Source organism: Cryobacterium breve, assembly GCF_004402375.1.
GTDB lineage: Bacteria > Actinomycetota > Actinomycetes > Actinomycetales > Microbacteriaceae > Cryobacterium > Cryobacterium breve.
This window is the reverse complement of the sequence record NZ_SOGJ01000027.1, coordinates 48,738-70,700: the sequence shown is the minus strand read 5'-3', so window position 1 is coordinate 70,700 and position 21,963 is coordinate 48,738. Positions and strand designations below refer to the sequence as shown.

At 67.6% G+C, this 21,963-nt stretch carries 15 protein-coding genes; 8 read left to right on the top strand and 7 right to left on the bottom strand.

Annotated elements, in window-relative coordinates; genetic code table 11:
* Positions 1–177: 177 nt before the first annotated feature.
* Positions 178–852, bottom strand: coding sequence for a TetR/AcrR family transcriptional regulator C-terminal domain-containing protein (locus E3O65_RS13530; RefSeq protein ID WP_134364261.1), 675 nt, complete (start codon positions 850–852; stop codon positions 178–180).
* 113 nt (positions 853–965) lie between these two features.
* Between E3O65_RS13530 and E3O65_RS13525 the strand changes: the two genes are divergently transcribed.
* A complete protein-coding gene (locus tag E3O65_RS13525; RefSeq protein WP_134364260.1) occupies positions 966–1,667 on the top strand; it encodes a DUF4386 domain-containing protein in 702 nt (233 codons plus the stop codon).
* 128 nt (positions 1,668–1,795) lie between these two features.
* Positions 1,796–3,148: an amidohydrolase gene (locus E3O65_RS13520; protein ID WP_134364259.1), complete on the top strand. Its 1,353-nt coding sequence runs from the start codon at positions 1,796–1,798 to the stop codon at positions 3,146–3,148.
* Here E3O65_RS13520 and E3O65_RS13515 read toward each other — a convergent pair.
* Together E3O65_RS13515 and E3O65_RS13510 are read right to left on the bottom strand one after the other, a co-directional pair.
* Entirely contained in the window at positions 3,053–3,349 is a 297-nt protein-coding gene (locus E3O65_RS13515) for a GNAT family N-acetyltransferase (RefSeq protein ID WP_134364258.1), read from the bottom strand. The two genes, E3O65_RS13520 and E3O65_RS13515, sit on opposite strands and share 96 nt — an antisense overlap.
* A gap of 97 nt (positions 3,350–3,446) precedes the next feature.
* Positions 3,447–5,993, bottom strand: coding sequence for an AMP-binding protein (locus E3O65_RS13510; protein WP_134364257.1), 2,547 nt, complete (start codon positions 5,991–5,993; stop codon positions 3,447–3,449).
* 525 nt (positions 5,994–6,518) lie between these two features.
* On the opposite strand from E3O65_RS13510, the gene E3O65_RS13505 reads away from it, so the two are divergent.
* From E3O65_RS13505 to E3O65_RS17620, 3 genes are all read left to right on the top strand, one after another.
* Complete coding sequence (locus E3O65_RS13505) at positions 6,519–7,217, top strand: CHRD domain-containing protein (protein WP_134364256.1); 699 nt, start codon at positions 6,519–6,521, stop codon at positions 7,215–7,217.
* An 827-nt stretch (positions 7,218–8,044) separates the two neighbouring features.
* Positions 8,045–8,860: an alpha/beta fold hydrolase gene (locus tag E3O65_RS13500; protein WP_134364255.1), complete on the top strand. Its 816-nt coding sequence runs from the start codon at positions 8,045–8,047 to the stop codon at positions 8,858–8,860.
* A 4,597-nt stretch (positions 8,861–13,457) separates the two neighbouring features.
* Positions 13,458–14,333: an SCO7613 C-terminal domain-containing membrane protein gene (locus tag E3O65_RS17620; RefSeq protein ID WP_422386429.1), complete on the top strand. Its 876-nt coding sequence runs from the start codon at positions 13,458–13,460 to the stop codon at positions 14,331–14,333.
* Between the two features lie 102 nt (positions 14,334–14,435).
* Here the strand turns inward: E3O65_RS17620 and E3O65_RS13485 are convergent, their stop codons facing one another.
* Positions 14,436–15,227, bottom strand: coding sequence for a GntR family transcriptional regulator (locus tag E3O65_RS13485; RefSeq protein WP_134364252.1), 792 nt, complete (start codon positions 15,225–15,227; stop codon positions 14,436–14,438).
* Between the two features lie 113 nt (positions 15,228–15,340).
* Here E3O65_RS13485 and E3O65_RS13480 point away from each other — a divergent pair, with 113 nt between their 5' ends.
* From E3O65_RS13480 to E3O65_RS13470, 3 genes are all read left to right on the top strand, one after another.
* Positions 15,341–16,747, top strand: a complete 1,407-nt coding sequence (locus tag E3O65_RS13480) for an MFS transporter (RefSeq protein ID WP_134364251.1) — start codon at positions 15,341–15,343, stop codon at positions 16,745–16,747.
* A gap of 49 nt (positions 16,748–16,796) precedes the next feature.
* Positions 16,797–18,020 carry a nucleoside hydrolase gene (locus E3O65_RS13475; RefSeq protein ID WP_134364250.1) on the top strand — a complete coding sequence of 408 codons (1,224 nt, stop codon included), beginning with the start codon at positions 16,797–16,799 and terminating at the stop codon, positions 18,018–18,020.
* Between the two features lie 194 nt (positions 18,021–18,214).
* Positions 18,215–19,879 (top strand): ABC-F family ATP-binding cassette domain-containing protein, encoded by a 1,665-nt coding sequence (locus E3O65_RS13470; protein ID WP_134364249.1) that lies wholly within the window; start codon positions 18,215–18,217, stop codon positions 19,877–19,879.
* 60 nt (positions 19,880–19,939) lie between these two features.
* Here the strand turns inward: E3O65_RS13470 and E3O65_RS13465 are convergent, their stop codons facing one another.
* From E3O65_RS13465 to E3O65_RS16755, 3 genes are all read right to left on the bottom strand, one after another.
* Positions 19,940–20,548: a DUF1349 domain-containing protein gene (locus E3O65_RS13465; RefSeq protein WP_134364248.1), complete on the bottom strand. Its 609-nt coding sequence runs from the start codon at positions 20,546–20,548 to the stop codon at positions 19,940–19,942.
* Between the two features lie 223 nt (positions 20,549–20,771).
* Positions 20,772–21,488, bottom strand: a complete 717-nt coding sequence (gene deoC / locus E3O65_RS13460; RefSeq protein ID WP_134364247.1) for a deoxyribose-phosphate aldolase — start codon at positions 21,486–21,488, stop codon at positions 20,772–20,774.
* A gap of 155 nt (positions 21,489–21,643) precedes the next feature.
* A complete protein-coding gene (locus E3O65_RS16755; protein WP_166785754.1) occupies positions 21,644–21,790 on the bottom strand; it encodes a hypothetical protein in 147 nt (48 codons plus the stop codon).
* Positions 21,791–21,963 lie beyond the last annotated feature (173 nt).

The following is a 21,963-nucleotide window of genomic DNA, read 5'->3' as shown; positions in this document are numbered from 1 at the left end:
TGCTCGAGTGGACGTCGCCGACGGGGCTCGCCTTCGTGAGCGAGCCGGCCACGGTCATCCGTTCGGCATCGCCCGCCGTGAAACCGGAGGCGCCATCAGCGGAACCAACGCCGGAGCCCAAGTCTGACGAAACGCCCGAACCCGCACCGTTCTGAACGGCGGCTCGACTCGCTGCAGCTAGTCGGTGTCGCGCATGGATTCCAGACCGTCGAGCACGAGATCGAGCCCGATCAGGAACTCGTCCCCGTAGGAGTAACCGGGCTTCAGGACGTGGTCGGCCGTGAGCTCGGCCAGGTAGGGATATTCGTTCGGGGGCAGCTGCGCCAGCATGATCGCGGCCATCGCTGCCGTCTCTTCGGGCGTGCTGAAGGGCAGGCTCTTCTCCTGCATCGCGAACCCGTAAATATAGCTATCGACCGCAGAAAACGCGTGGGCCGTCTTCTCGACCGAGAACCCACCGTTGCGGAAGGTTCCGATCACCCGGTCGTGGTGCCGGAGGGTGGCCGGCCCTGGATTGGTTCCGGAGTCGCGAACAGTCGTGGCCCACGGATGACGGGCCAAGGCATCCCTGAATGAGATCGAGCGTTTGCGAATGGCCGTCTTCCACTCGTCGCCGTGGGACGGCAATCCGATCTCGCCGAAGACTTCATCCGCCATGCCAGTGATGAGGTCCTCCTTGTTGGCCACGTGGTTATAGATCGACATGGCCTCAACGTTCAGGTGCTCGCCCAACCGCCGCATGGTGAGAGCCTCTAGCCCCCCAGCATCGGCGAGGAGCACGGCAGCAGCGATCACTCGTTCGCGGTTCAACCGGATTCGGGGCTCGACTGCCGCTTTGCGCGCTGATGCCATTCTTTCCTCCCGCACTCGTGCCTGTTGACAAAGCTTACCACGTACATAAAAATGACTTACAAGATAAACATACGCCGTAAGTTATCTCCATTGACACCGTAAGGAAGTGAGTCATGTCCACTCAAGTGCACCCCTCGCCCAGCGCTACCGAACAGGCGTTCACCCTGAACCCCCTCCGCTGGTCCCAACGCACCGGCGCCCTCGTCGCGGGCATCGCCCTCACTGCCATGGTGTTCCTGTCGATCTTCGGCTATCTCATCGCCATCAACGGGCTCGTGACCGTCAACGATGCGACGAAGACGGCCGCTGCGATCACCGCCTCGCCGGCGCTGTGGCTGGCCGGAATCGGCGCGATGTGCGTCGTTGTGGTGCTGGATGTTGTCGCCGCCGCCGGCACCTTCGCCCTCTTCAGGCCCGTCAACAGGGTTGTCTCCGCTGTTGCGGGGTTGATGAGAACCACGTACGCCCTGTTTTTGACGGTCGCACTCAGTCAGCTCGTTCTCGCCTTCAACAACCTCGGCTCCCCCGAGGCCGCGTTGACTGCCATCGAGTCGTTCGGGTCGATCTGGAACACGGCCCTGGGCCTGTTCGGGGTTGCCCTCCTCCTGATCGCCTACCTGTCGATCCGCTCGGGCTTCATTCCGAAGATCTTCGGAATCCTGATCGGCATCGCCGGAGTCGGCTACATCGCCGACCTCATCGGCCTCGTCATCGTGCCCGGCTTCACCCCGACCTTCGGCCTCTTCGGATTCGTCGGTGAGACCGCCATGATCTTCTGGCTGCTCATCGGGGGCAGGCGCCTCCCGCGCTCATAATCATCAATCGTCGAAAGGCAGCGGATACATCGGGACAGGGCCACCGCATCCGGATACGGTGCCAGAGTGCAGGCAGGTGGCCCCGCGGCCTGGATCACAGTCACCACACCCGATCGGAGGGGCATGAAATGTCGGACCCAGACTCCAACCTCGACGCGATCTATCGGAATTTGCATCGGAACCCGGAGCTGTCTTTTCAGGAGCATCGGACTGCGGCGTTGGTTGAGACCGAGCTCCGAGGATTGGGATACGACGTTCTTACCGGAATCGGGGGCACCGGGGTTGTCGGCATCCTCCGGAACGGTGCCGGCCCGACAGTCATGGTCCGCGCCGACATGGACGCTCTACCCGTTCAGGAGCGAACCGGACTCGACTACGCCAGCGACACGCGCGGAACCGACCAGGAGGGTCGCGAGCTTCCGGTGATGCACGCATGCGGTCACGACATGCATGTGACCTGCCTGATCGGCGCTGCGCGGCGGCTTGCATCCGAAACCGACTCCTGGAACGGCACCCTGGAAGTCCTCTTTCAACCGGCCGAAGAACTGGGCACGGGAGCAACGGCCATGGTGAATGACGGCCTCTTCGACCGTATCCCGCGTCCAGAGATCGTTTTGGGGCAGCACGTCTCACCACTCCCCGCCGGCGTTGTCGCACTCCAGCCCGGACCCGCCTTCGCTGCTGCAGACGGCATCAGAATCGTGCTCTACGGGCAAGGCGGTCATGGCTCTCGACCGGAAACCACCATTGATCCCATCGTCATGGCGGCCGGGACCGTGCTGCGGCTCCACACGATCGTCTCTCGGGAAACAGCCGCCAACGCCACCCTCGTGTTGACGATCGGCTCCCTCCACGCGGGAACGAAGAACAACATCATCCCGGACTCAGCCGAAATCCTGATCAGTCTTCGTTCCTTCGACCCTTCCGTACGGGAGGCAGCGATCACGTCGATCCGGCGCATTGTTCGAGGTGAGTCCATGACCGCCGGCGCGCCGCGCGAGGCGACTATCGACGTCTATGAGAGCTTTCCCAGCGTCACCAACGACCTGGACGCGGCCAGACGCACCAGTTCCGTCTTCAAGGACTATTTCGGTGAGCAGAATGTCATCGAACCGGGGGCCGTCACCGGCAGCGAAGATGTAGGCATCCTCGCCTCAGCAGCCGGCGCGCGATGCTGCTTCTGGTTGCTGGGAGGCAGCAACCCTGCTCTCTTCGCTACCGCGAGATCGGTTACCGACATCATTGAAACCGTTGCCCGGCAACCCTCGAATCACGCACCGAACTACGCCCCGGTCATCCAACCCACTCTCGACACCGGCGTCGAGGCCCTCGTGATCGCCGCTCGGGAATGGTTGGGACCTGAAATCAATCCGTTGCCCTCGTCGTCAATCAGCCGTGACCAGAAAGACGTCAACCGCATCCTCGTGGTCGAAACCGAAGCCGTGCCGCTCGGAGAGGACTCGCGCAGGGCCGGCCCGTAACACGTTCAGGCGGGAGGGTCGGTGGTCCCGATGCTTGTCCAGTGCCTGACGGAGAACCGCGCCGCCAATCCCCCGGCCCTGGTAATCGGGCTCCAGGGAGAAATGCTCAATCCAATGAGAGTCGGTTTCAGTTCTGACGGCGATCAATCCGACATCTTCACCGTTGATTTGAATTACGACCGTGTGGGCCGGGTTGACCACTCAACTCCCATGCGTCCCCTGCAATCGGATCGACACCGGATCGACAAAACCTCGCTGCGCTGCGACCCCCACACCGATCGGCCGAACCATCCAGCCGTCAATGTTCGCCCCTCCGGTCGCGACTGGCCGCCGCTCTTGTCGCGATCACATTGCTCACTAGCGTGCGGGTTGCGGCCGCGGGATGACGGGTCCACCAAGCGCTCAGTGCGGAATACCCTCGCCAGGCGAGAATTCCCACCGCGAAAGAGGCAAGGGTGGCAAGCAGTGGTACGTCGTCCCCGAGAAGCGGGAAGACCTGCCAATGGACGAGATAGACGAACAACGATGCCGAGGCCACGACACTCAGCACCGGCACCACCAGCCGAGGGAGGGGCACGGCCGGAATCCAGAGGAGGAGGAGCAGTCCCGCGATCGTGATCGCCTCGCGGGCCGGGTCGCCGAAGAAACCCGGAACGGAGAGCACGACGACCGCCGAGCTCAGCACCCGCAGCTTGACGTCCGTGGAACGCGCGATGAGCCATCCGAGAGCGATGAGCCAGAGCACGATCGGCAGCGAATACCGTTCGGTCGGCCCTGCCTCGACCCCTCCGGTCAACAGAAGGCGCAGAAAAAGCGCCCCCGCACAGAAGAACGCCGCGAAAACGAAGGGGTATCGGCGTTCGATCCGGTCGAGCTGGGGCACACAGAACAGAAGCGCCAGGCCGAGGATCGTCCACACGACCGATTCCAGGAACCAGTACTGCCATTGCACGGTCCAGCGTTCATCGCCGCCAAGAAGGTTGTGCAGCATGAAGACCGTTGCGGGTTCGTACATCCCGCCGATCAGGGCCACTCCGCCGATCCACAGCACGGCCGGGACGAAGATCTGGACGGCGCTGCGAACAAGCTTCCCGAGACGCACTGGCCGAGGTACATCGGCGAACTGGAATCGGGCCAGGTTGTAGCCCAGTATCCCGAGCAGCAGGTGGGCACCACCCTGCACGTGAAAGAGGTTGGCGTGCGTCCCCGTGATGAGCGCGATGGCGATAGCCCGCAGCAAGACGGACGTCTCCACGCGCGCCAGTGACCGTCGGGGGCGCGCCCCGGACGGTGCGGTTCGGTGGCTGGCCAACTCCCGAGCCGATTTCGCGGGCCAGTCCCTGGGTAGCGTGCCGAGCATCTGCTCGAGCCGCACCGAGACTTCGACGTAACTGAGCGAGTCGCCGTGCAGCGCGACGAAGCTGTCGTCTACGACCGCATCCGGGCGGTCGAGGAGGGTCGAGTAGAGCGCCCTAATATTTTCCGCCGTCCCGCTCCCTGCGCCATCCACCGACGGGACTTCTCGCTCGAGGACCGCCGCCTTCCGAAGCAGACTCGCGGTGTCTGGCTTACCGCTGGACGTCAGGGGGAACTCATCGACAAGATGCACTCGCACGATGTGCTCGGGCACACCAAGCGCCTCCGCGGCGATCGGCGCGGCAAGCCCGAGGGCCCACCGCTCTCGCACGAAGACCACGAGGCGTTCCTCAAGGTTGACCACCCGGGCTGTGACACCCTCGTCGTCGAGGAGCTGCTCGACCCGGTCGAGGTCGATCCGCAGGCCGTAGATCTTGACGAAACGACTGCTTCGCCCAACGATTTCGAAGAGTCCGTCGTCGTGCTGACGGGCAAGGTCGCCGGTGCGCAACTCCCTCACGATCGGTCCGGCCGCGAGTTCCTCCGGGCCCTCCGCGTACCCCATCATGACGTTCGGCCCGGAGTACACGAGGTTACCGATCGAGTCCTTGTCGGCGTCATCGATGCGGAACTGCCCGCCCGGTATCGGGATTCCGATGGATTCAGGCCGGGTCGCCGCCAACTCCGGCGGCAGGTAGGCCATCCGTGCGGTCGCCTCCGTCTGTCCGTACATGACGACGAAATCGAACCCACGTGCCTGCCCCAGCCGGGCGTAATCGCGCACCCGGTCGGGGCCGAGTCGGCCGCCGGCCTGAGTGATGTAGCGCAGACTCGAATATTGGCGCCCAGCGAATCCGGTCGCATCGAGAAGGTCGAAGGTATAGGGAACGCCGGCGAAGGAAGTGGCCCCTGCCGCTTCAAACTCATTCCAGAATTCAGACTCGACCACCGAACGCTCGGTGAGTAGCAGGCTCGCCCCGGAGATCAGGTGGCTGTTCACGACTGAGAGCCCATAGCAGTAGTGCATCGGCAGGGTTGTGACTGCCCGGTCTTGCGCGGTCAGGGCGAGGTAGTCGGCGATGCTTCTCGCGTTGCTGCGCACATTCTCGCGTGACAGCCGAACGAGTTTCGGCGAACCGGTCGAACCCGAGGTGCTCAGCAGCAGTGCCAGTTCGGGGTGCAACGTATGTCTGCTTCCCTCACGTCGCTCATCCAGGCGCCATTCGCCGCCGACGGGTGCCAAAACCACGTCGGGGTCATAACGCTCAAGGAGCCCGTTCCTGTTGCGCTCCTGGCTCGGCTCGTCCCCGTCGCCGGCCACGAGGAGAACTGGATGGCCCGCCGCCAGCGCGGCGAGATACGTCACCAAGGGCTCCAGGGCGTTCGCGCACGACACCATGACGAGTCGGCGGCCGTTTCCCAGTAATTCCCGTCGGCCACGGACCAGTTCGTCCAGTTCGGCGTAGCTGACGGTTCCAGTCGAGGTCACAAGAGCAGTCGCGGTCGGATCTCCGTAGAGGAGTTGGAGGCCATCAATACCGCTCGCCGGGACACGTTGGGTCCTCGTCGATGGGTTCACCGCGCGTGTCCTTGCGGGTGGGAATGCATCATCTGTTTTGTCGGTGCGCACGGCTGTCTCTGGTCGAATTTCTCACCCGCAGTCCTACTGAGGCAAGCCTAACCTTAGTTCAATATGGCTCCGGATGGACTGGGAAAACTGCGACCGGTCGTTCTGCCGGCAGGTGGGAACCACACCGATCGGTTCGGGCTTGCGCTCGGCATCGCTGGCGCCGGCGGAATGACAGGGCGACGCTGCGATATGTGCCGGAGCCCGGCCGGCTCGGCTCCAGCCGCGATGATCGATTCCTCGCCGAAAAAGTCATCTGACCGAGACCGACACGGACGCCGGTCGCGCAACTGGCCTTGATTCCATGACCAAACCTCATTACTGTCCGCTCCGAACCACCTATGATCAACGGGAACTCCTCGTTGACCGCTGACCAAGGAGTAAATCGTGAAACGACATTCCATTGGGATTCTCGGAGTTTCGACTGTTGCGTTGTTCGCCGCAGCCGTACTTGGATCCGGAGCAGCTCAAGCGCAGACCACGCAACTCGAACGCACCCCCAAGACGGTGACGTTGACCGCGAACCTTGCGGAACTCAACGGCTCGGGGGCATCCGGCACTGCAACCGCGACAGTCCGTAACCAGAAGATCAAGCACATAGAAGTGCACGCCTCCGGACTGACGCCCGACGCCCCGCACGCTCAACATATTCACTATGGCAACCAAGCCCTGAACGAGTGCCCCACCATCGCGCTGGACCGCAACGGTGATGGCCGGCTGAACACCGTGGAAGGGATTCCCGCCTACGGACCGGTCGTCGTCTCACTCACGACGACAGGGGACACCTCACCGGCCAGCTTCCTGGACGTCACCCGCTTCCCGGTATCTGAAAGCGGCAGCTACCACTACAGCCGCGACAATCTCCACATCACCAAGGTGGCGGGAACCGGATACCCCGGCCCCAGCGGAACAGGAACGGCAAAGGAAATCGCTGACTCCATCCGCGAGGGCGAAGGCGTTGTTGTAATCCATGGCGTCGACTACAACGGCAACGGCGAGTATGACTTCAGCCGAGGTGCAAGCGAACTCGACCCGAACCTGCCGGCAGAAGCAACGGATCCGGCCGCCTGCGGCATCTTGGAATAGACACCACCCCCAGAGAGACTCTGGGGCGGAATCAGCCTATGGCCCATCCTGCCGGATGGGCCATAGGCCTGCCCAAACTGCCGTGGCGGCCAGGGCTGAGGCTCGACCTCCTCCAACGCCCTCCCAGTGGAACTACGCCCATGCCATCGCCGCGAGGAGAATGGAGATGAAACATCTGGAGCGGCGTGGTCGGTCGGGCGCACCTCAACGAGCAAACCGACCAGGGTCATCCGGCTGGTCTCGGCGACAGCAATGAGGCACCCGGACCTGCCCCGGAGACCGTACGGTTCCAGTCAGCTGTGAGACACGTATCGACCAGCGGTCTGGTCTGACCGGACGTTGCTCACGTACCCGTTCGGCACGAGGATGTGGGCGCGTGATTCGCTGACGTAGGTGCCGACAATTCGGACCGAGTTGGTGGTGGTAGTCGTGATGAAAGCGTTCATGGTGCTCCTCGGATTTTTCGGCCGCGCGGAACGAGCCAGAGTTCGCGGGAAAGCCGGGACACACAAGTCCACGGTACATACCCACTCAGTCACGGCGCAGTCGACGGGGCGTTGATGGGGGCGTCGCGCAACTCTGGGGCGAGCGCCATTGGGCTGATCCGCTGGTCCCGGTCGTGGGTCCACGTCGTGGCCCAAAGCGGCCGTCAACCAACTCATCGATCGATATCGATCTATAGAGTCTGACTCCTGCCCCAACGGATGTCAATTTGTCTGATCGCACAACGTCACCGCGGTCACCGCCGGCAGCATTCAATGATCGACGATTCGTCTGCTCAGGGGTTTTCCCTTGCCGCGGCGACCACCGCACGCCTACGCTGAATCATGCCTCACCTCACCGTTCCAGGCGCGTCGCTCTACTACGAGACGGCAGGCCACGTATCGTCACCGGCGCTCCTTCTGTTGCACGCCGGCATCGCGAACCTGCGGATGTGGGACCCGCAGATCGACGCGCTGGCCGCCGACCATTTCGTCATCCGTTTCGACAGCCGCGGATGCGGCCAGACGACCAGCGAGAACGTTGAGTTCGCCGCCCGCGCCGACGCCCGCGCGGTTCTCGACCACCTGGGGGTGGCGTCGGCAACACTGATCGGGTGCTCGCGCGGCGGGTGCACCGCCATCGACCTGGCGGCGGAGAGCCCCAACCGCGTGAACGGCCTGGTGACCGTGGGAGCAGGACCCAGCGGGTTCCCCGAAATTGAGCTGACCGATCTCGAGGACATAAGGTTCGACGAGATGGATGCCGCGTTCCACGCCCAGGACTGGCACCGGTTGGCGCGCCTCGAGGTGGCGCTCTGGGCGTTCGGCCCGCTGCGCAAAGAGGCCGACCTCGACCCAGAATTCGCGGCCGCGGCCTATGCGCTGGGCCGCGTCAACGCCGCGCATGGGGAGGAGTCCCCGACGCCGATTCCGCTCGAGCCACCCGCCTTCGACCAGGTCAGCGACATTGAGGTGCCCGCGCTCGTGACGGTCGGCGAGTTCGACCTCACCCCACACCTGGCCGAATACGAATACCTTCTGTCGACGCTCCCTGATGTCACGGGCTGCACCTTCCGCGACACCGCGCACCTGCCCAACCTGGAACGGCCGAAAGAGTTCGAACGCGTGCTCGTGGACTGGTTGGCCGAGCACCGACTCTGACCGGGGAAGGCTCGGACACGCAGGCAGGCAGGCGTGTGCGCAGGCAGGCGCGGCCCGCCTTCCACCGGCTGACTGCGCGGGCAGAGGCTGGACGGACTACCCAGTAGCCTTGGGGACGTTCACATCCAGCGAGGGGCCACGATGTCACGAACCGATTCAGGTGACTCCTATGCGGAGTTCGCCGGCACCGTCATCTGGCCGCGCAACACCGTCGAGCTCACCGACACCACCCGGTGCCCCGCCTGCCGAACCGTGCTGCGCTCCCCCGTCTGCTCGACCTGCGACCTCGACTTGCGACACCCGGCCTCGGCACTGCTGCTGACCGCGTCCACGGATGCCGCCGCCTCCCTCGACCGCCGCCGCGAGTTGATCGGACGCATCCGTTTCGAGGTCGCCGAAGCGCAGATGGCGGCGCAGCGCGTTGCGCCTCTGGTCGCAACGCCTGCAGCACCGCCCGCAGCACCACCTGCAGCACCACCCGCAGCACCGCCCGCAGCACCACCTGCAGTGATGGTGCCGGCCGCTGCGGCATCCGTTCCCGGAGCACCCAAACGGTCGAGCGTCCAGGTGTTGCTCCTTCTGGTCGGCGTGACCCTGGTTTCGGTGGCGGCGATCTTCTTCCTCACGGTGACCTGGATCTTCGCCGGACTCGAGGTGCGCTCGGCGATCGTCGCCGCAACCACCGGTGCCGCACTCATCACGGCCGGCGTCCTGCGCCGTAAACGCCTCGTCGCCACCGCCGAGGGAATCGGCGTGCTGGCCGTGGTGCTCGTGCTTCTGGACGCCTGGGCACTGCGACAGAACGACCTGTTCGGTCTCGCCTCGGCCGATTGGCCGACCTACTGGGGCACGACGCTGGTGACCTGCACGGCACTTTTCCTCCTCTGGCACGCCCTGTCCGGGCTGCGCGTCGCCAGCGTGGCCGGATTCGCCGCCGCGGCCCCGGGCCTCGGGCTGCTGGCCGCCGGCCTCGCCTCCGGTCAGGACGAGCCACTGCGCCTCTTCGTCGGCTTCCTCGGAGCCGCCGTCGGCGCACTGCTGCATCCGCTCACCCTGCCGCGGCGAGGTTCCGCTTCCGGCACCACCGCCAGCGCCGTCGCAGGCACCACCGGCGACCCCGCGGACGACGCAATTGAGGAGAATTCGGCGACACGCCGCATCCCGGGGCAGTGGATGCCGCGGGTCGCGAAAAACTCCGCAGTTACGGATGCCGCCGATCCCCTGTCGACCCCGGCGCGCCACTTCTGGCCCTCGGCCGACCGGGTCCCCGAACGCATCACCGTGCTCACCCTCGGCGGGCTGGCACTCGTGCTCGCCACCCTCACGAGCGCGTTCGTCAGCCCGGACTCGACCGTCGCACCGTTCCTCACCCTTTGCACTGTCACGGTCACGGCCGTGCTGCACCTTCTCCTCGTGCTGCGCCGCGCGGAGACCGGTGCGGTCTATGCGGGCTTCGCCTACTTCTGCGCCGGCCTGGTATCCCTGACACTCACCACGGTCGTTCCCCTGGTGGCCTACCGCGCCGACGATCTGACGCTGGCGATCATCGTTCCGCTCCTGATCGCGACCCTGATCACCCTCGGCGCCGAGTTCCTGGCGCGCCGCCGCAGCACCGGACCGGCCCGTACCGCGTTCATCGTGGGCGGCAGCACGGCCACGCTCATCGCCGCTTCCCTCGCCGTGCTCGTCGTCTCGTTCGCCGCACTCCCCCTGCTCGTCCTGCTCGGCCACGGCCTCACAGGCGAGGCAGCGCCGGCCCCGGTGCGGGCGAACAGCGTCTGGGCGCTCGGAACACTGGCCGCCGTCGGGCTCCTGGTCGGACTCGCCTGGAAGATCGGACGCGTCCTGACCGGACGTCGCCGGGTTCTCGCCTGGCTGTTCCTGGCCATCGCGGTGCTCGCCGTGCCGTTCTCCGGCCCGGTGCTGCCCGTCACCCTGATCTACGTTCTGCTCGGGTTCCTCTCGCTCGGCGCCCTGCTGCTCGAGCGTGGGGGCCGGCTCTCGCTCGGTTCGTTCCGGGTCGTGGTGCGCACGTTCCTGGTGGTCACCATCGGCCTCGGCTACGTGATCAGCTGGCAGAGCAGCACCACCTGGTGGATAGGCTCCGTGGCTGCGATCGCAGTGCTTCTCGGCTCCCGGCTGCTCATTGCCCGCACCATCGCCGCCGGCGCGACCTCGGCCCGCGGCCTGCTGCTGTCCGGGGCAATCGTGCTCAGCCTGATCGCATCCGTCGCCCTGCCGGGCATGCTCTCCCTCCATGAATCACGGTCCGGCACCGGCCTGGTGGCGGAGGCCGCGCGCGCCCTCACCCTGGCCACCGCCCTGGCGCAGTTGCTCGTGGCACTCCCGCTGCGCCTGCTCACCCGGCCCGACCGGAACTGGGCGTTCCTCACCCTGCTCACCCCGACCGTGGTGGCGTTCTCCCTGCCGATCGCGGCGATCGCCGAGGACCTCTCCGCGCTCGAACGCGCCACTCTCCTCCAGGGCGGGCCGGTCGCCGGCATCGCGCACTCGGCCGTGCTGTTCGCCGCTCTCCTGCTCTGGCTGCTCCTGCGCGGCAACCGGGCCGCAGGCACTGCGGCCAGCTGCGAGATCCTGGCCGTCCCGCGCGTGATTGCCGCCATCGGTGTGGCTCCGGTTCTGCTGCTTCTGCTCGGGAGCATCGCCCGGGCCCTCACGACGACGACGGATGCCCGAATCCTCCTGGTTCCCGCGGCCGCACTCTTCGGTTGCGGTCTCGCCCTCGCGCTCGGCGTGCTGAGCGGCCGCAGCCGCGACCGGATCGGGCTGGAGTCCGGGGCTCTGCTCATTCTCGGGCCCGGCACAGTCTGGGCACTCGGCACGGCGCATCCGCTCGGCTGGTTGATGCTGCTCCTGGCCGCCGTGGCCACCCTCCTCACCGCCATCACCCCGGACGGCCTGTTCGGCTCACTCTCTCCTCGCCGCCATCTGGGCTGGGCGGCCCTCGCGCTCGGCATCGCCGGCCTGTGGCTGGGCCTGGCCCGGGCCGGGACCCTGGCACCCGAGCCCTACGTGCTGCCGGTTGCGGGGATTCTCCTGCTGCTGGCCGTGCTGATCCGCCGGTTCGGCCGGGTCGAACACACGGCAGCAGCCAGCCCGGTGGCAGCCCTGCTCACCCTGGCCGGCCTTCTCGTGGCGATCGCGCCGCTCGCACTGGCCTCGGCGACCGGATCGCTCCTGCGTGCGGTACTGGTGTCGTCGGTCTCCGCCGTGCTACTGCTCGGGGCCGGCGTACCGCGCTGGGCGCCGCCGCGCTCCGCCTACCTCGCGGCCGCGGCAGCAGCCGGCACCACCGGACTCGTGCTGACCAGCGTCGTGCAGGCCACCGCGGCGCTCAGCGACCCGGGGGTGCCCGATGCCCGATTGGAATACTGGCTCCTGCCGCTCGCGGCGGTCATCGCCGGGGCCTTCCTGCTGTCCAGGCAGACGGATGCCGCCACCCGGTCGTCCCGCCGTCTCGCCGCGATCGCCCTGTTGCTTCTCGCCCTCACCCTCCTGACCATCGCCGAGATCAGCACCCTCGGCTGGGCCGGATCCCGCATCCGGGACGAGGGCCTGACCTGGGGTGCCGGGAGCGGGAGCGACGTCGTGACCGGCCTGCGGGCATCCGTGCTCGTGCTGGCCCTGTCCCTGACGCACGTGCTCGCCCTGTGGCGCCCGCGCGCGCCGCTCACGGTGGGCGTCGGCTGGACCGCCGCCGGCCTGGCCGCCGTGGCCGCGCTGAGCTCCGTGCTGACGGGAGCCACCGAGCCCTTCGAGCTTGGGACCATGCCGCTTGCCCTGGCCGTGGTCGTGGGCCAGGTGCTCTCCCGACCGGTTCTGCCCAGTGCAACGACCGAGTCCGCCCAACGACTGAGCTCCGCGGCGGCCCGGCGCATCGCGGCCGGCCTCGCCCTGGCGCTGCTGCCCAGCGCCCTCGTCGGCGGCACCGGCGGCGGGCTCCTCCGCCCGATCGTCGCCCTGGCGCTCGGCGGGGCCCTGGGCCTCGGCGGCGCATTCCTGCTGTCCCGCCCACGCTGGACAGCCCTGGCCTGGCCCGCGCTCGGCGTAGGTGCCCTCACGGTTGCGGTAGTCGCCTGGACGCGCATCCGTTCGCTGCTCGGCACGGACCCGGTGGGCCCGGACACCCGGCTCGAAGCCTGGCTGCTACCCGCCGTGTTGCTGCTGCTCGGCATCGGAGCAGGCGCCATCGCGGCGGTCGCGAACGGGCCGGGAACGCCCGGCACCGGAGCAGCCGCATCCGCACCGACCGCAGCCCGCGGGCGTCGGTTCGGCTACGGCGTGCTCGTGTCTACCCTCGTCGCGGGCCTCCTCACCGAGGTGCTCGCGCTCGACTTCGCGCCGCTCGCCGAGCCCCGCGTGATCCTGCTCGCCTGGACCTTCGCCGCCGCGCACGTCCTCGTGGTGCGCTTCGACCGCAGCGGTGAGGGTCGCTCCCTCGGTGGGGTCGCGATCGCCGCAGCCGGTGTCGCCGTGCTCGCCGCACTGACCGCAGTCTTCCCCGAGCCGATCGAACTCGTGACCGTTCCGGTGGGCGTCGCCCTCGTGCTCGGCCGGCTGCTGGCCGGCCGTCGGAGTGGGATTGGTGGCTGTGGCCCTGACGACCGGGGCCCGCATCCTGCCGCTGCTGCGGCAGACGCCGCTCGGCCCGGACGCCCGACTCGAGGCCTGGCTACTGCCCACCCTGCTCATCGTGGTCGCGGCGGCCACCGCTCTGGTGACCGCCGCCCGCCGCACCCCGCACGACGAAATCGCCCCTTCGACGGATGCCGCCCGCCGCACCGGCTACGGCCTGTTCGTCCTGGCGATCCTGGGCACCCTCGCGGCCGAGGTGTTCGCTCTCGGCTACGTGCCGCTGGCGACCATCCGCGTGATCCTGCTGGTCTTCACCTTCTCCGCACTGCACCTCGCGGCCTTCTGGTTCGACGCCAGCCGGCCGGGCCGCCTTGTTGCCTGGGGATCCATCGGGGCCGGCGCTGTGGCCGTGGCTGCCGGAGCTGCCTGGGGCGCACCAGACACAATCGAGATCGTCAGCGTTCCGCTCGCGATCGCCCTGCTCGCCAGCGGCCGGCTACACCTCGACGCGGTGCCGCACTCCCGCAGCTGGCCGTGGCTCGCCCCTGGCCTGCTGGTGCTCCTGGTGCCCTCACTGCTACAGGACGTCACCGAGGGCGCGCTCTGGCGGATCGTTGTGCTGGGCCTGGTCGCCACGCTTGTGATCGTCGTCGGGCTGATGCGCAAGCTGCAGGCACCGTTCGTGATCGGTGCCGTGGTGCTGCTCATCCATGGGGTGGCGCAGCTCTGGCCCTGGATCTCGCGGGCCTACGGCGCGGTCCCGTGGTGGCTGTGGCTGGGGGCCGGAGGCATCCTGCTCATCGTTCTGGCCGCCCGCTACGAGCAGCGGATCGCCAACTTCAAGGCGATCGCGCTGAACGTGTCGGCGCTGCGGTAGCGGCGCTGCGGTAGCGGCGCTGCGGTAGCGGCGCTGCGTGGCGGCGCTGCGGTAGCGGCGCTGCGTGGCGGCGCTGCGTGGCGGCGCTCGAGGCCGCGCTGCTCAGGATTGCGCAGCGTGGCTGATTGTCAGCTGCACGAAGTCCGTGTTGATCAAGGCTTTCGAGAGGTAGAACGGCTGGCCCCTCAGCTCGAGGGTCTGGGTGAGAATGAGCACCGGACTGCTGGCCGGCAGCCCGAGCAGCTTGCCGCGCGTGGCACCGGGGACGCCGAGCGTGAGGTCGGTTTCGCCGGGTCCGAAGGTGGGTCCGAGCACCGCGATGAGCGCGGCGAGCGCGCTGCGCTCCGAGCCCTCGGACACCGCCGCCACCGCCGCCACCGCCGCCTCGCCGAGCCCACTCAGCCGACCGGCCGGAACGTGCTCCTGGATCAGGGCGATGGGGGCGCCGTCCCTCGAGATGACGCTCTCCAGGAACCACGACGGCTCCTCGGTACGGATACCGATGGCGTCGGCGGTGAACGCGGGCGACTCGGACTGCAGCGCGTTCTGGGTGCGCCGCACAAGCACGGCGGGGCCGGTCTCGCCCAGGAGGTCCTCGATCGGACGGATCCTCTGCAACCCGAGGTGCGGCATCCGGTCAGCCACGAAGCGTCCGATGCCCCGGCGGGAGCGCACGAAACGGTCCTCCTCCAGCAGCATGAGGGCCTCCCGCACCACGGTGCGGCTGACTCCCATGGCCGTGCCGAGCTCGGACTCCGAGGGGAGCAGGGATGCGACCGGCAGGGACCCGTTGCGAATTGCCTCCGTGATACGGGAGTACACGGCCACCCGCAGCGGCAGGCTTCCGTTCGTCTCCAGCGGACCTGCCAGGGCCGCTTCGGTGCGTCGATCCATTTTTCTCCCCAGGTCGGTGGGATGAGCATATCCTGCCATCGCACGCACTTGTATAACAAGCATGTACACTAAGCGTGTCGACCTTGTGGTTGCTCCAATGAAGGAGTCTTGTCATGCTCGTGCTTCCCCCCGAAATAGCTCCGGTTGCGGTGCGCGCGCGGGCTCCCCGGTCGGCCGCGGTGCTGATCGGCACACTGGTCTTGGCGATCCTGACCTTCCAGCTGAACGCCACTCTCCTCTCCGCCGCACTGCCGGCCGTGGGTCGGCAGCTGGGCGAGAGCATGCAGGACGTCGCGCGCGTGCAGTCGGTGTTCTTCCTCGCCGGCGCGGTCTTCAGCATGGTCTTCTCCCGCTGGAGCGACTTCCTCGGCCGTAAGCGCAGCCTCGTGATCGTGCTGACCATGGTGTTGGTCGGCACCGTGATCTGCGCGCTCGCCCCGAGCCTGCCGCTGCTGCTGATCGGGCGGGTGCTCCAAGGTGCTGCCAATGCCACCTTCACCATTTCTTTCCTCCTGCTGTCGGAACGACTCAACAGCCGCCTGTTCGGCGTGTCGGTGGGCATCATCACGTCGGTCAACGGCGGCCTGTTCGGGGTCGACGGCTTCGTCGGCGGATTCGTGACCGACACCATCGGCTGGCGATTCCTGTTCGTGATCACCCTCGCCCTCGGGCTGGTCGCGATCAGCTGCGTCGCCCTCTTCGTGCCGCGGGATGAGCCGCGCACCCAGCAGGGGTCGATGGACTGGTGGGGCGCGGGCATCCTCTCTCTCTTCCTGGTCTTGCTGACGAGCCTGATCGCGCAGATCTCCGCCGCCGGCTGGTCCAACGCGCTGACGACGGCCTATCTTCTCGGCGCGGTCGTGAGCGGCGTCGTCTTCGTGATGATCGAAACCCGCACGCGTCAACCGCTGATCCCCATCCACGCGCTGCGCTCGCGTCAGGTGTGGCCGCTCCTGCTCTCTACCGTCTTCACGCTCGCGGGCGTCTACTCCGCGGTCAACTTCACCCTGGTGCTGCTCAGCCAGAACGCGCAGGTGGGCTACGGGCTCTCCGCGTCGATGTCAGCCCTGCTCTACCTCACCCCCACCGCTTTCTTCGGCGTCACGGCGGCGATCTTCTCCGGCTGGATTGCCGTGCGGATCGGCTGGATCACCGCCCTGCGGCTGAGCAGCGGCGTCATCGCGCTGATCTCGGTGGCCATCGCCGTGTTCGCATTGGACCGTTGGGTGATCTTCGGCCTGCTGATCGTGATGGGCGTCTTCTACCTCGGCCTGTTCCAGAGCTCAGTCAACGGCGTTTCCGTGCTCAACTCCCCGCCCGAGGCCCGTGGGGCCCTCCCGGGCCTGAACGGCGCCTGCTTCGGGATCGGAATCGGCGTCGGCATCGCCCTCGTCGCGCCAGTCGTGGCCGCGGGCACGGCCGCCGGATTCCAGTCGGCCCTCTGGATCTCCGTGGGCCTCACCCTGGCTTCGTTCCTCACCTCCCTTGCTCTGCGCCCCGCAGCGAAAATCGGCGCATGATCACCCGCACTTCTTTTCCACACCCGAACGATGAGATGGATGGTCGACGATGACTCCCACACTGGCTCCGCAGCCCCGGCCGATCTACCTCGATTGCGATACCGGGATCGACGACGCCTTGGCGATCGCGTTCCTGCTGGCGACGCCGGGCATCCGTCTGGTCGGAATCGGCACGGTGAACGGATGCGTCAACCCGGCCGTCGCCGCGGCGAACACCCTCAGCCTGCTCGCGACCGCCGGGCGCGACGACGTGCCGGTGGCGGTCGGAGCCTGTGAGCCCGTGAGCGGGGTGTCCCGACGCGGGGCCACTCATATGCACGGCCGCAACGGGATCGGGGACGTCGTGCTGCCCCGGTCGCGGCGGAATCCGGTGGCGGGGACCGCGACGGAACTGCTGATTCGCCTCGCGCACGAGCACCAGGGCCGGCTTGAGATCATCGCGGTCGGCCCGCTGACGAACCTCGCGGAAGCGCTCTACCTTGACCCGGAACTGCCCCGCCTCGTGCGCCGGGTGACCATCATGGGCGGCACCGTTTTCGCGCCCGGCAACGCGGGCAAGTTCGCCGAGGCCAATATCGCCGCCGATCCCACGGCCGCCGCCGACGTGTTTGCCGCCAGCTGGCCGGTCACCCTCGTGCCGCTCGATGTTGGCGCAGAGCACGCCTTCGGCGAAACCCACCGGCGCGAACTGGTCTCGGCGTCTGGGCTGACTCAGCAGGCGCTGGCCGCCATGCTCGATACCTGCCTGTCGCAGTGCGGGAAGCAGTTCAACACCCGGCGCTTCGCCCTACCCAACTCGCTCGCCGTCGCGTTCGCGACCGGTGATATCGATCCGGAACGCGCGCCGACCCTGCGCGTCTGCGTGGACACGAGCGCCGGCCCGCGCCGCGGCCAGACCCACTTCGCCAAGCTGGAGGGGGCAGCCGGCCCGGCGGGAAGCTCTGCTGGCGGTGGTGGTCGCGCGGCGGCTGCCGCAGGTAGTGCAGGTCGCGCGGCGGCTGCCGCGGCCCACCGTGCCGGAAACCCCGGGGCGCCCGGACAGAACCCCCACGAGGCCCGCGTCGTTCTGTCCTTCCGGCACAACGCGGCGCCCGTGCTCCTGGAGCGGATCCTCACCCTCGCGCTGACACCCGCCCGCCAGTCCGTTCCTGCACCCGCGCGGGCGTCCGTCCCCGCTGCTGCCGCTGCGAGCCCCGTGCTCACTCCTTCCACCAGCCCGCTAGGCCGAGCGCCCGCTCTCGCGCGGCGGCAGGCGGAACCGGTCCCTGCCTGAGTGCCCGCAGGAATCCGTCGGCCTGAACGCCATGGCCAGGGCTCGCGGCGCAGGTTGTGGAGACGGGCGCACGGTCGAGCGTGCGCCCGCCTCCACAGGGTGCGCCGCGCGCGCAAACCGCCGGAGGACTGCGCACCGCGGTGCGACGGCGGAGCGCGCAAGCGGGCGCGGCGCGAGTCTGAGAAAATGGACGGATGACCGCAACACTCGTGGCCAAGGGCCTGGCCGGCGGGTACGCGCACCGCACCCTCTTCGAGTCACTCGATCTCACCGTCGCGCCCGGCGACGTCGTGGGCGTCGTCGGCGTGAACGGATCGGGCAAATCCACCCTGCTGAGCCTGCTCGCCGGCCTGGCCGAGCCGCAGTCCGGCACCGTGAGCCTCGCGCCGGCCGATGCCTTCGTCGGCTGGCTACCGCAGGAGCACGAGCGCATTCCCGGCGAGACCGTGGCCGGCTACATCGCCCGCCGAACCGGTTGCACCCAGGCGACCCTCGAGATGGATGCTGCGGCATCCGCTCTTGGAGACCTCTCGCCCACCCCCCACCCGAACGGCCTCGACCCCGCCGACGTCTACTCCGCCGCCCTCGAACGCTGGCTGGCCAGCGGCGCCGCCGACCTCGATGAGCGGATGCCCGTGGTGCTCGCCGACCTCGGCCTCACGCTCGGCGCTGCCGACGCCACCCTGATGACCGCACTGTCCGGCGGCCAGGCCGCCCGGGTCGGGTTGGGTGCCCTACTGCTGTCCCGCTTCGACATCGTGCTGCTCGACGAGCCCACCAACGACCTCGACCTCGACGGCCTGGAGCGTTTGGAGTCATTCGTCACGGGCCTGCGCGGCGGGGTCGTTCTCGTCAGCCACGACCGCGAGTTCCTGGCCCGCTGCGTGACGCGGGTGCTCGAACTCGACCTCGCGCAGGGCGCGAACCGGATCTTCGGCGGCGGCTACGACTCCTACCTGGAGGAGCGCGAGACGACCCGCCGGCACAAGCGCGAACACTACGACGAGTTCGCCGAGAAGAAGGCCGACCTGGTGGGCCGGGCCCGCACCCAGCGCGAATGGTCGAGCCAGGGCGTGCGGAACGCCCTCAAGAAGGCGCCAGACAACGACAAAATCCGGCGCAAGGCATCCGCCGAATCCAGCGAGAAGCAGGCGCAGAAGGTGCGCCAGATGGAGAGCCGCATCGCGCGCCTCGAGGAGGTCGACGAGCCGCGCAAGGAGTGGCAGCTGGAGTTCACGATCGGCTCCGCGCCCCGGTCGAGCTCGGTGGTGTCCACGCTGAGCAACGCGGTGTTCCGCCAGGGCGACTTCACCCTTGGGCCGGTGTCGTTGCAGGTCAACGCGGGCGAACGCATCGGCATCACCGGTCCTAACGGGGCCGGCAAGTCCACGCTGTTGCGCGCGCTTCTCGGTCGCCAGGTTCCGGATGCCGGCCTGGCCGGCCTCGGCGCCAGCGTCAGTATCGGCGAAATCGATCAGGCCCGGGCCCAGCTCGACGGCACCCGGGCCCTCGCGTCCAGCTTCGAGGAGCTCGTGCCCGATCTGTCTACGGCCGAGGTGCGCACTCTGCTCGCGAAGTTCGGGCTGAAGGCCGACCATGTCAACCGTCCGGCCGCCGACCTTTCCCCCGGCGAGCGCACGCGCGCCGGACTGGCGCTGTTGCAGGCGCGCGGCATCAACCTGCTCGTGCTCGACGAGCCCACGAACCACCTCGACCTGGCCGCCATCGAGCAGCTCGAGCAGGCTCTAGAGTCCTACTCGGGCACACTGCTGCTGGTCACGCACGACCGACGGATGCTGACCAACGTGCACACGGACCGGCACTGGCAGGTCGAGAACGGCCAGGTGACCGAGGCCTGACTTGCCCGGGGGCAGCGACGACGCCACTGCGGGCGCAGCTGACGACGCCTGCACGGGAGGTCAGCTCCCATTCCGGAAGTCTGCCGGAACGTCGGTGCTGTAGCCGATGCTGTCGAACTCAGCGTCACACCGGTCGCCCATCGGTGCCTGTGCGAGGAAGCCGACACGCACGGGACCGGCGAAATCAAGCCGGAAGACACGGACGAATGCCCAGTCGCGACCATCGGCGGACGAGTGGAAAGCCCAGCCGGCACCTGATCGAACAATGCGGAGATAGACCACCTCCTCAGCGACCAGCACCGAGTTGCAGTCATCCGAGAACCCGTTCGTCACCACTGAAACGACCATGGCGTGACCCTGGGGCGAATTCTCGAAGCAGAGCTTGGCCCAGTGGTCATTGTCGCCCCAGATCGCCAGGACGGCAGCGTCGAACGTTGTTCGTGCACCCCTGACCCGTACGCGTGCCGACAGCGAGAAGTCCTCCGTCGGCACGAAACCGAGCAGGGTCGCGGCGTGCTGTTGCGCCCCGCCGAAGGCATCATTGGTCCAATCAACGCCGGCAGCGGCAGTCAGGTGGAGGACATCCGGTGCGGACGTCTCAGCCAGACCATCACCGTTTACCCATTCGAGCGGAGGCAGCCCCGGTACGACGGTATTCACGCGAATCATCCCCCCGTCGCAGGCACCGAACAGGCGCTGCCGCCAGCCTCAGCGTACAGATCGAAGCCGACCTCCGCCTGCCTCCCGGGGGCAGTCGCGGGTCAGAGCCAGCGCTTCAGGGCCACCGAACTTCCTCAGGAGGGCCGCCGTCGTGGAGTCAGCCCTGGGTTGAGCGTGTCGATGTCGGCGGCTCTGCACCCCTCCGGGCTCAGCCCGGAGGGGCTCAAGACGGTTAGTAGCTGCCGGCCGATTCGGCCGGAGTGGCACCGGAGAGCAGAGCGGCGCTGCCGGAGACGCCGAGGCGGGTAGCACCGGCTTCGATCATGGCCAGGGCGTCATCGAAGCTGCGCACCCCGCCCGACGCCTTCACCTCGGCCTGGTCACCCACGGTCTGCTTCATCAGGCGCACCGCGTGCACGGTGGCCCCACCAGCGGGGTGGAAGCCGGTGGAGGTCTTGACGAAGTCGGCTCCGGCGGCAACGGATGCCTCACACGCGGCGACGATTTCGGCATCGGTCAGCGCAGCGGATTCGATGATCACCTTGAGCACACCCGGCGCGGGGACGCCGGCGCGCACGGCCGCGATGTCGGCCTGCACATCGGCGAATCGGCCGCCCTTGAGAGCCCCGATATCGATGACCATGTCCACCTCGTCCGCGCCCTGCTCGATGGCGAGTGCGGCTTCTGCGGCTTTGATGATGCTGTGGTGCTTGCCACTGGGGAAACCGCAGACAACCGCGACCTTCAGGTCGGTGCCGGTCGGGATGCTCAGCGGCAGCATCGACGGGGAAACACAGATGGAGTAGGCGCCGAGCTCGACGGCCTCTGCAATGAGCGCAGTCACCTCGGCGTCGGTGACCTCAGGCTTGAGGAGGGTGTGGTCGATGTAACGGGCGACGCCTGCGGCGTCTAGGGACCGTGCGGAGTCGAGGGAGATGGTGGATGTCATTGTGGTGCGTCCTTCGTTCGTGACGAGTTCGGGGTGCCTTGCGACGTCGAGACGACGTCGGCGGGTGTGGCGATGCCCGATTCGCCGAACTCCTCTGCCAATATTACGCGCCCATCCTCCACAGAGCCCACCACCCCACGCCCTCGACGACTCCGTCAGGACCTCGGTCGGGTGGCGCCTGCGGGCCTCGGTCGGCGCCGCGATGACCGCACTTTCTGGATCGCGGCCTTGCCCTGCCGGCTGCGCAGGTATTTGGTGACCAGGGTCACGACGACGGGGATGTATTTGAGCAGGCGAGCCATTGCTGTCTTTTTTCGTTGGCTGGGTGTGATGGTGAGAGTGCGGAAAGGGCTGGGCGAATCTAAACCCGCCCACCGGCGTTCCCGGAAGCGTCTCCGGCAATGTGATCGGCGCGATCGGCCGCGCCCCGGGAGCAGTATTGCTCCCAGGAGCTGCCCGACACCGGCTCGCGGGT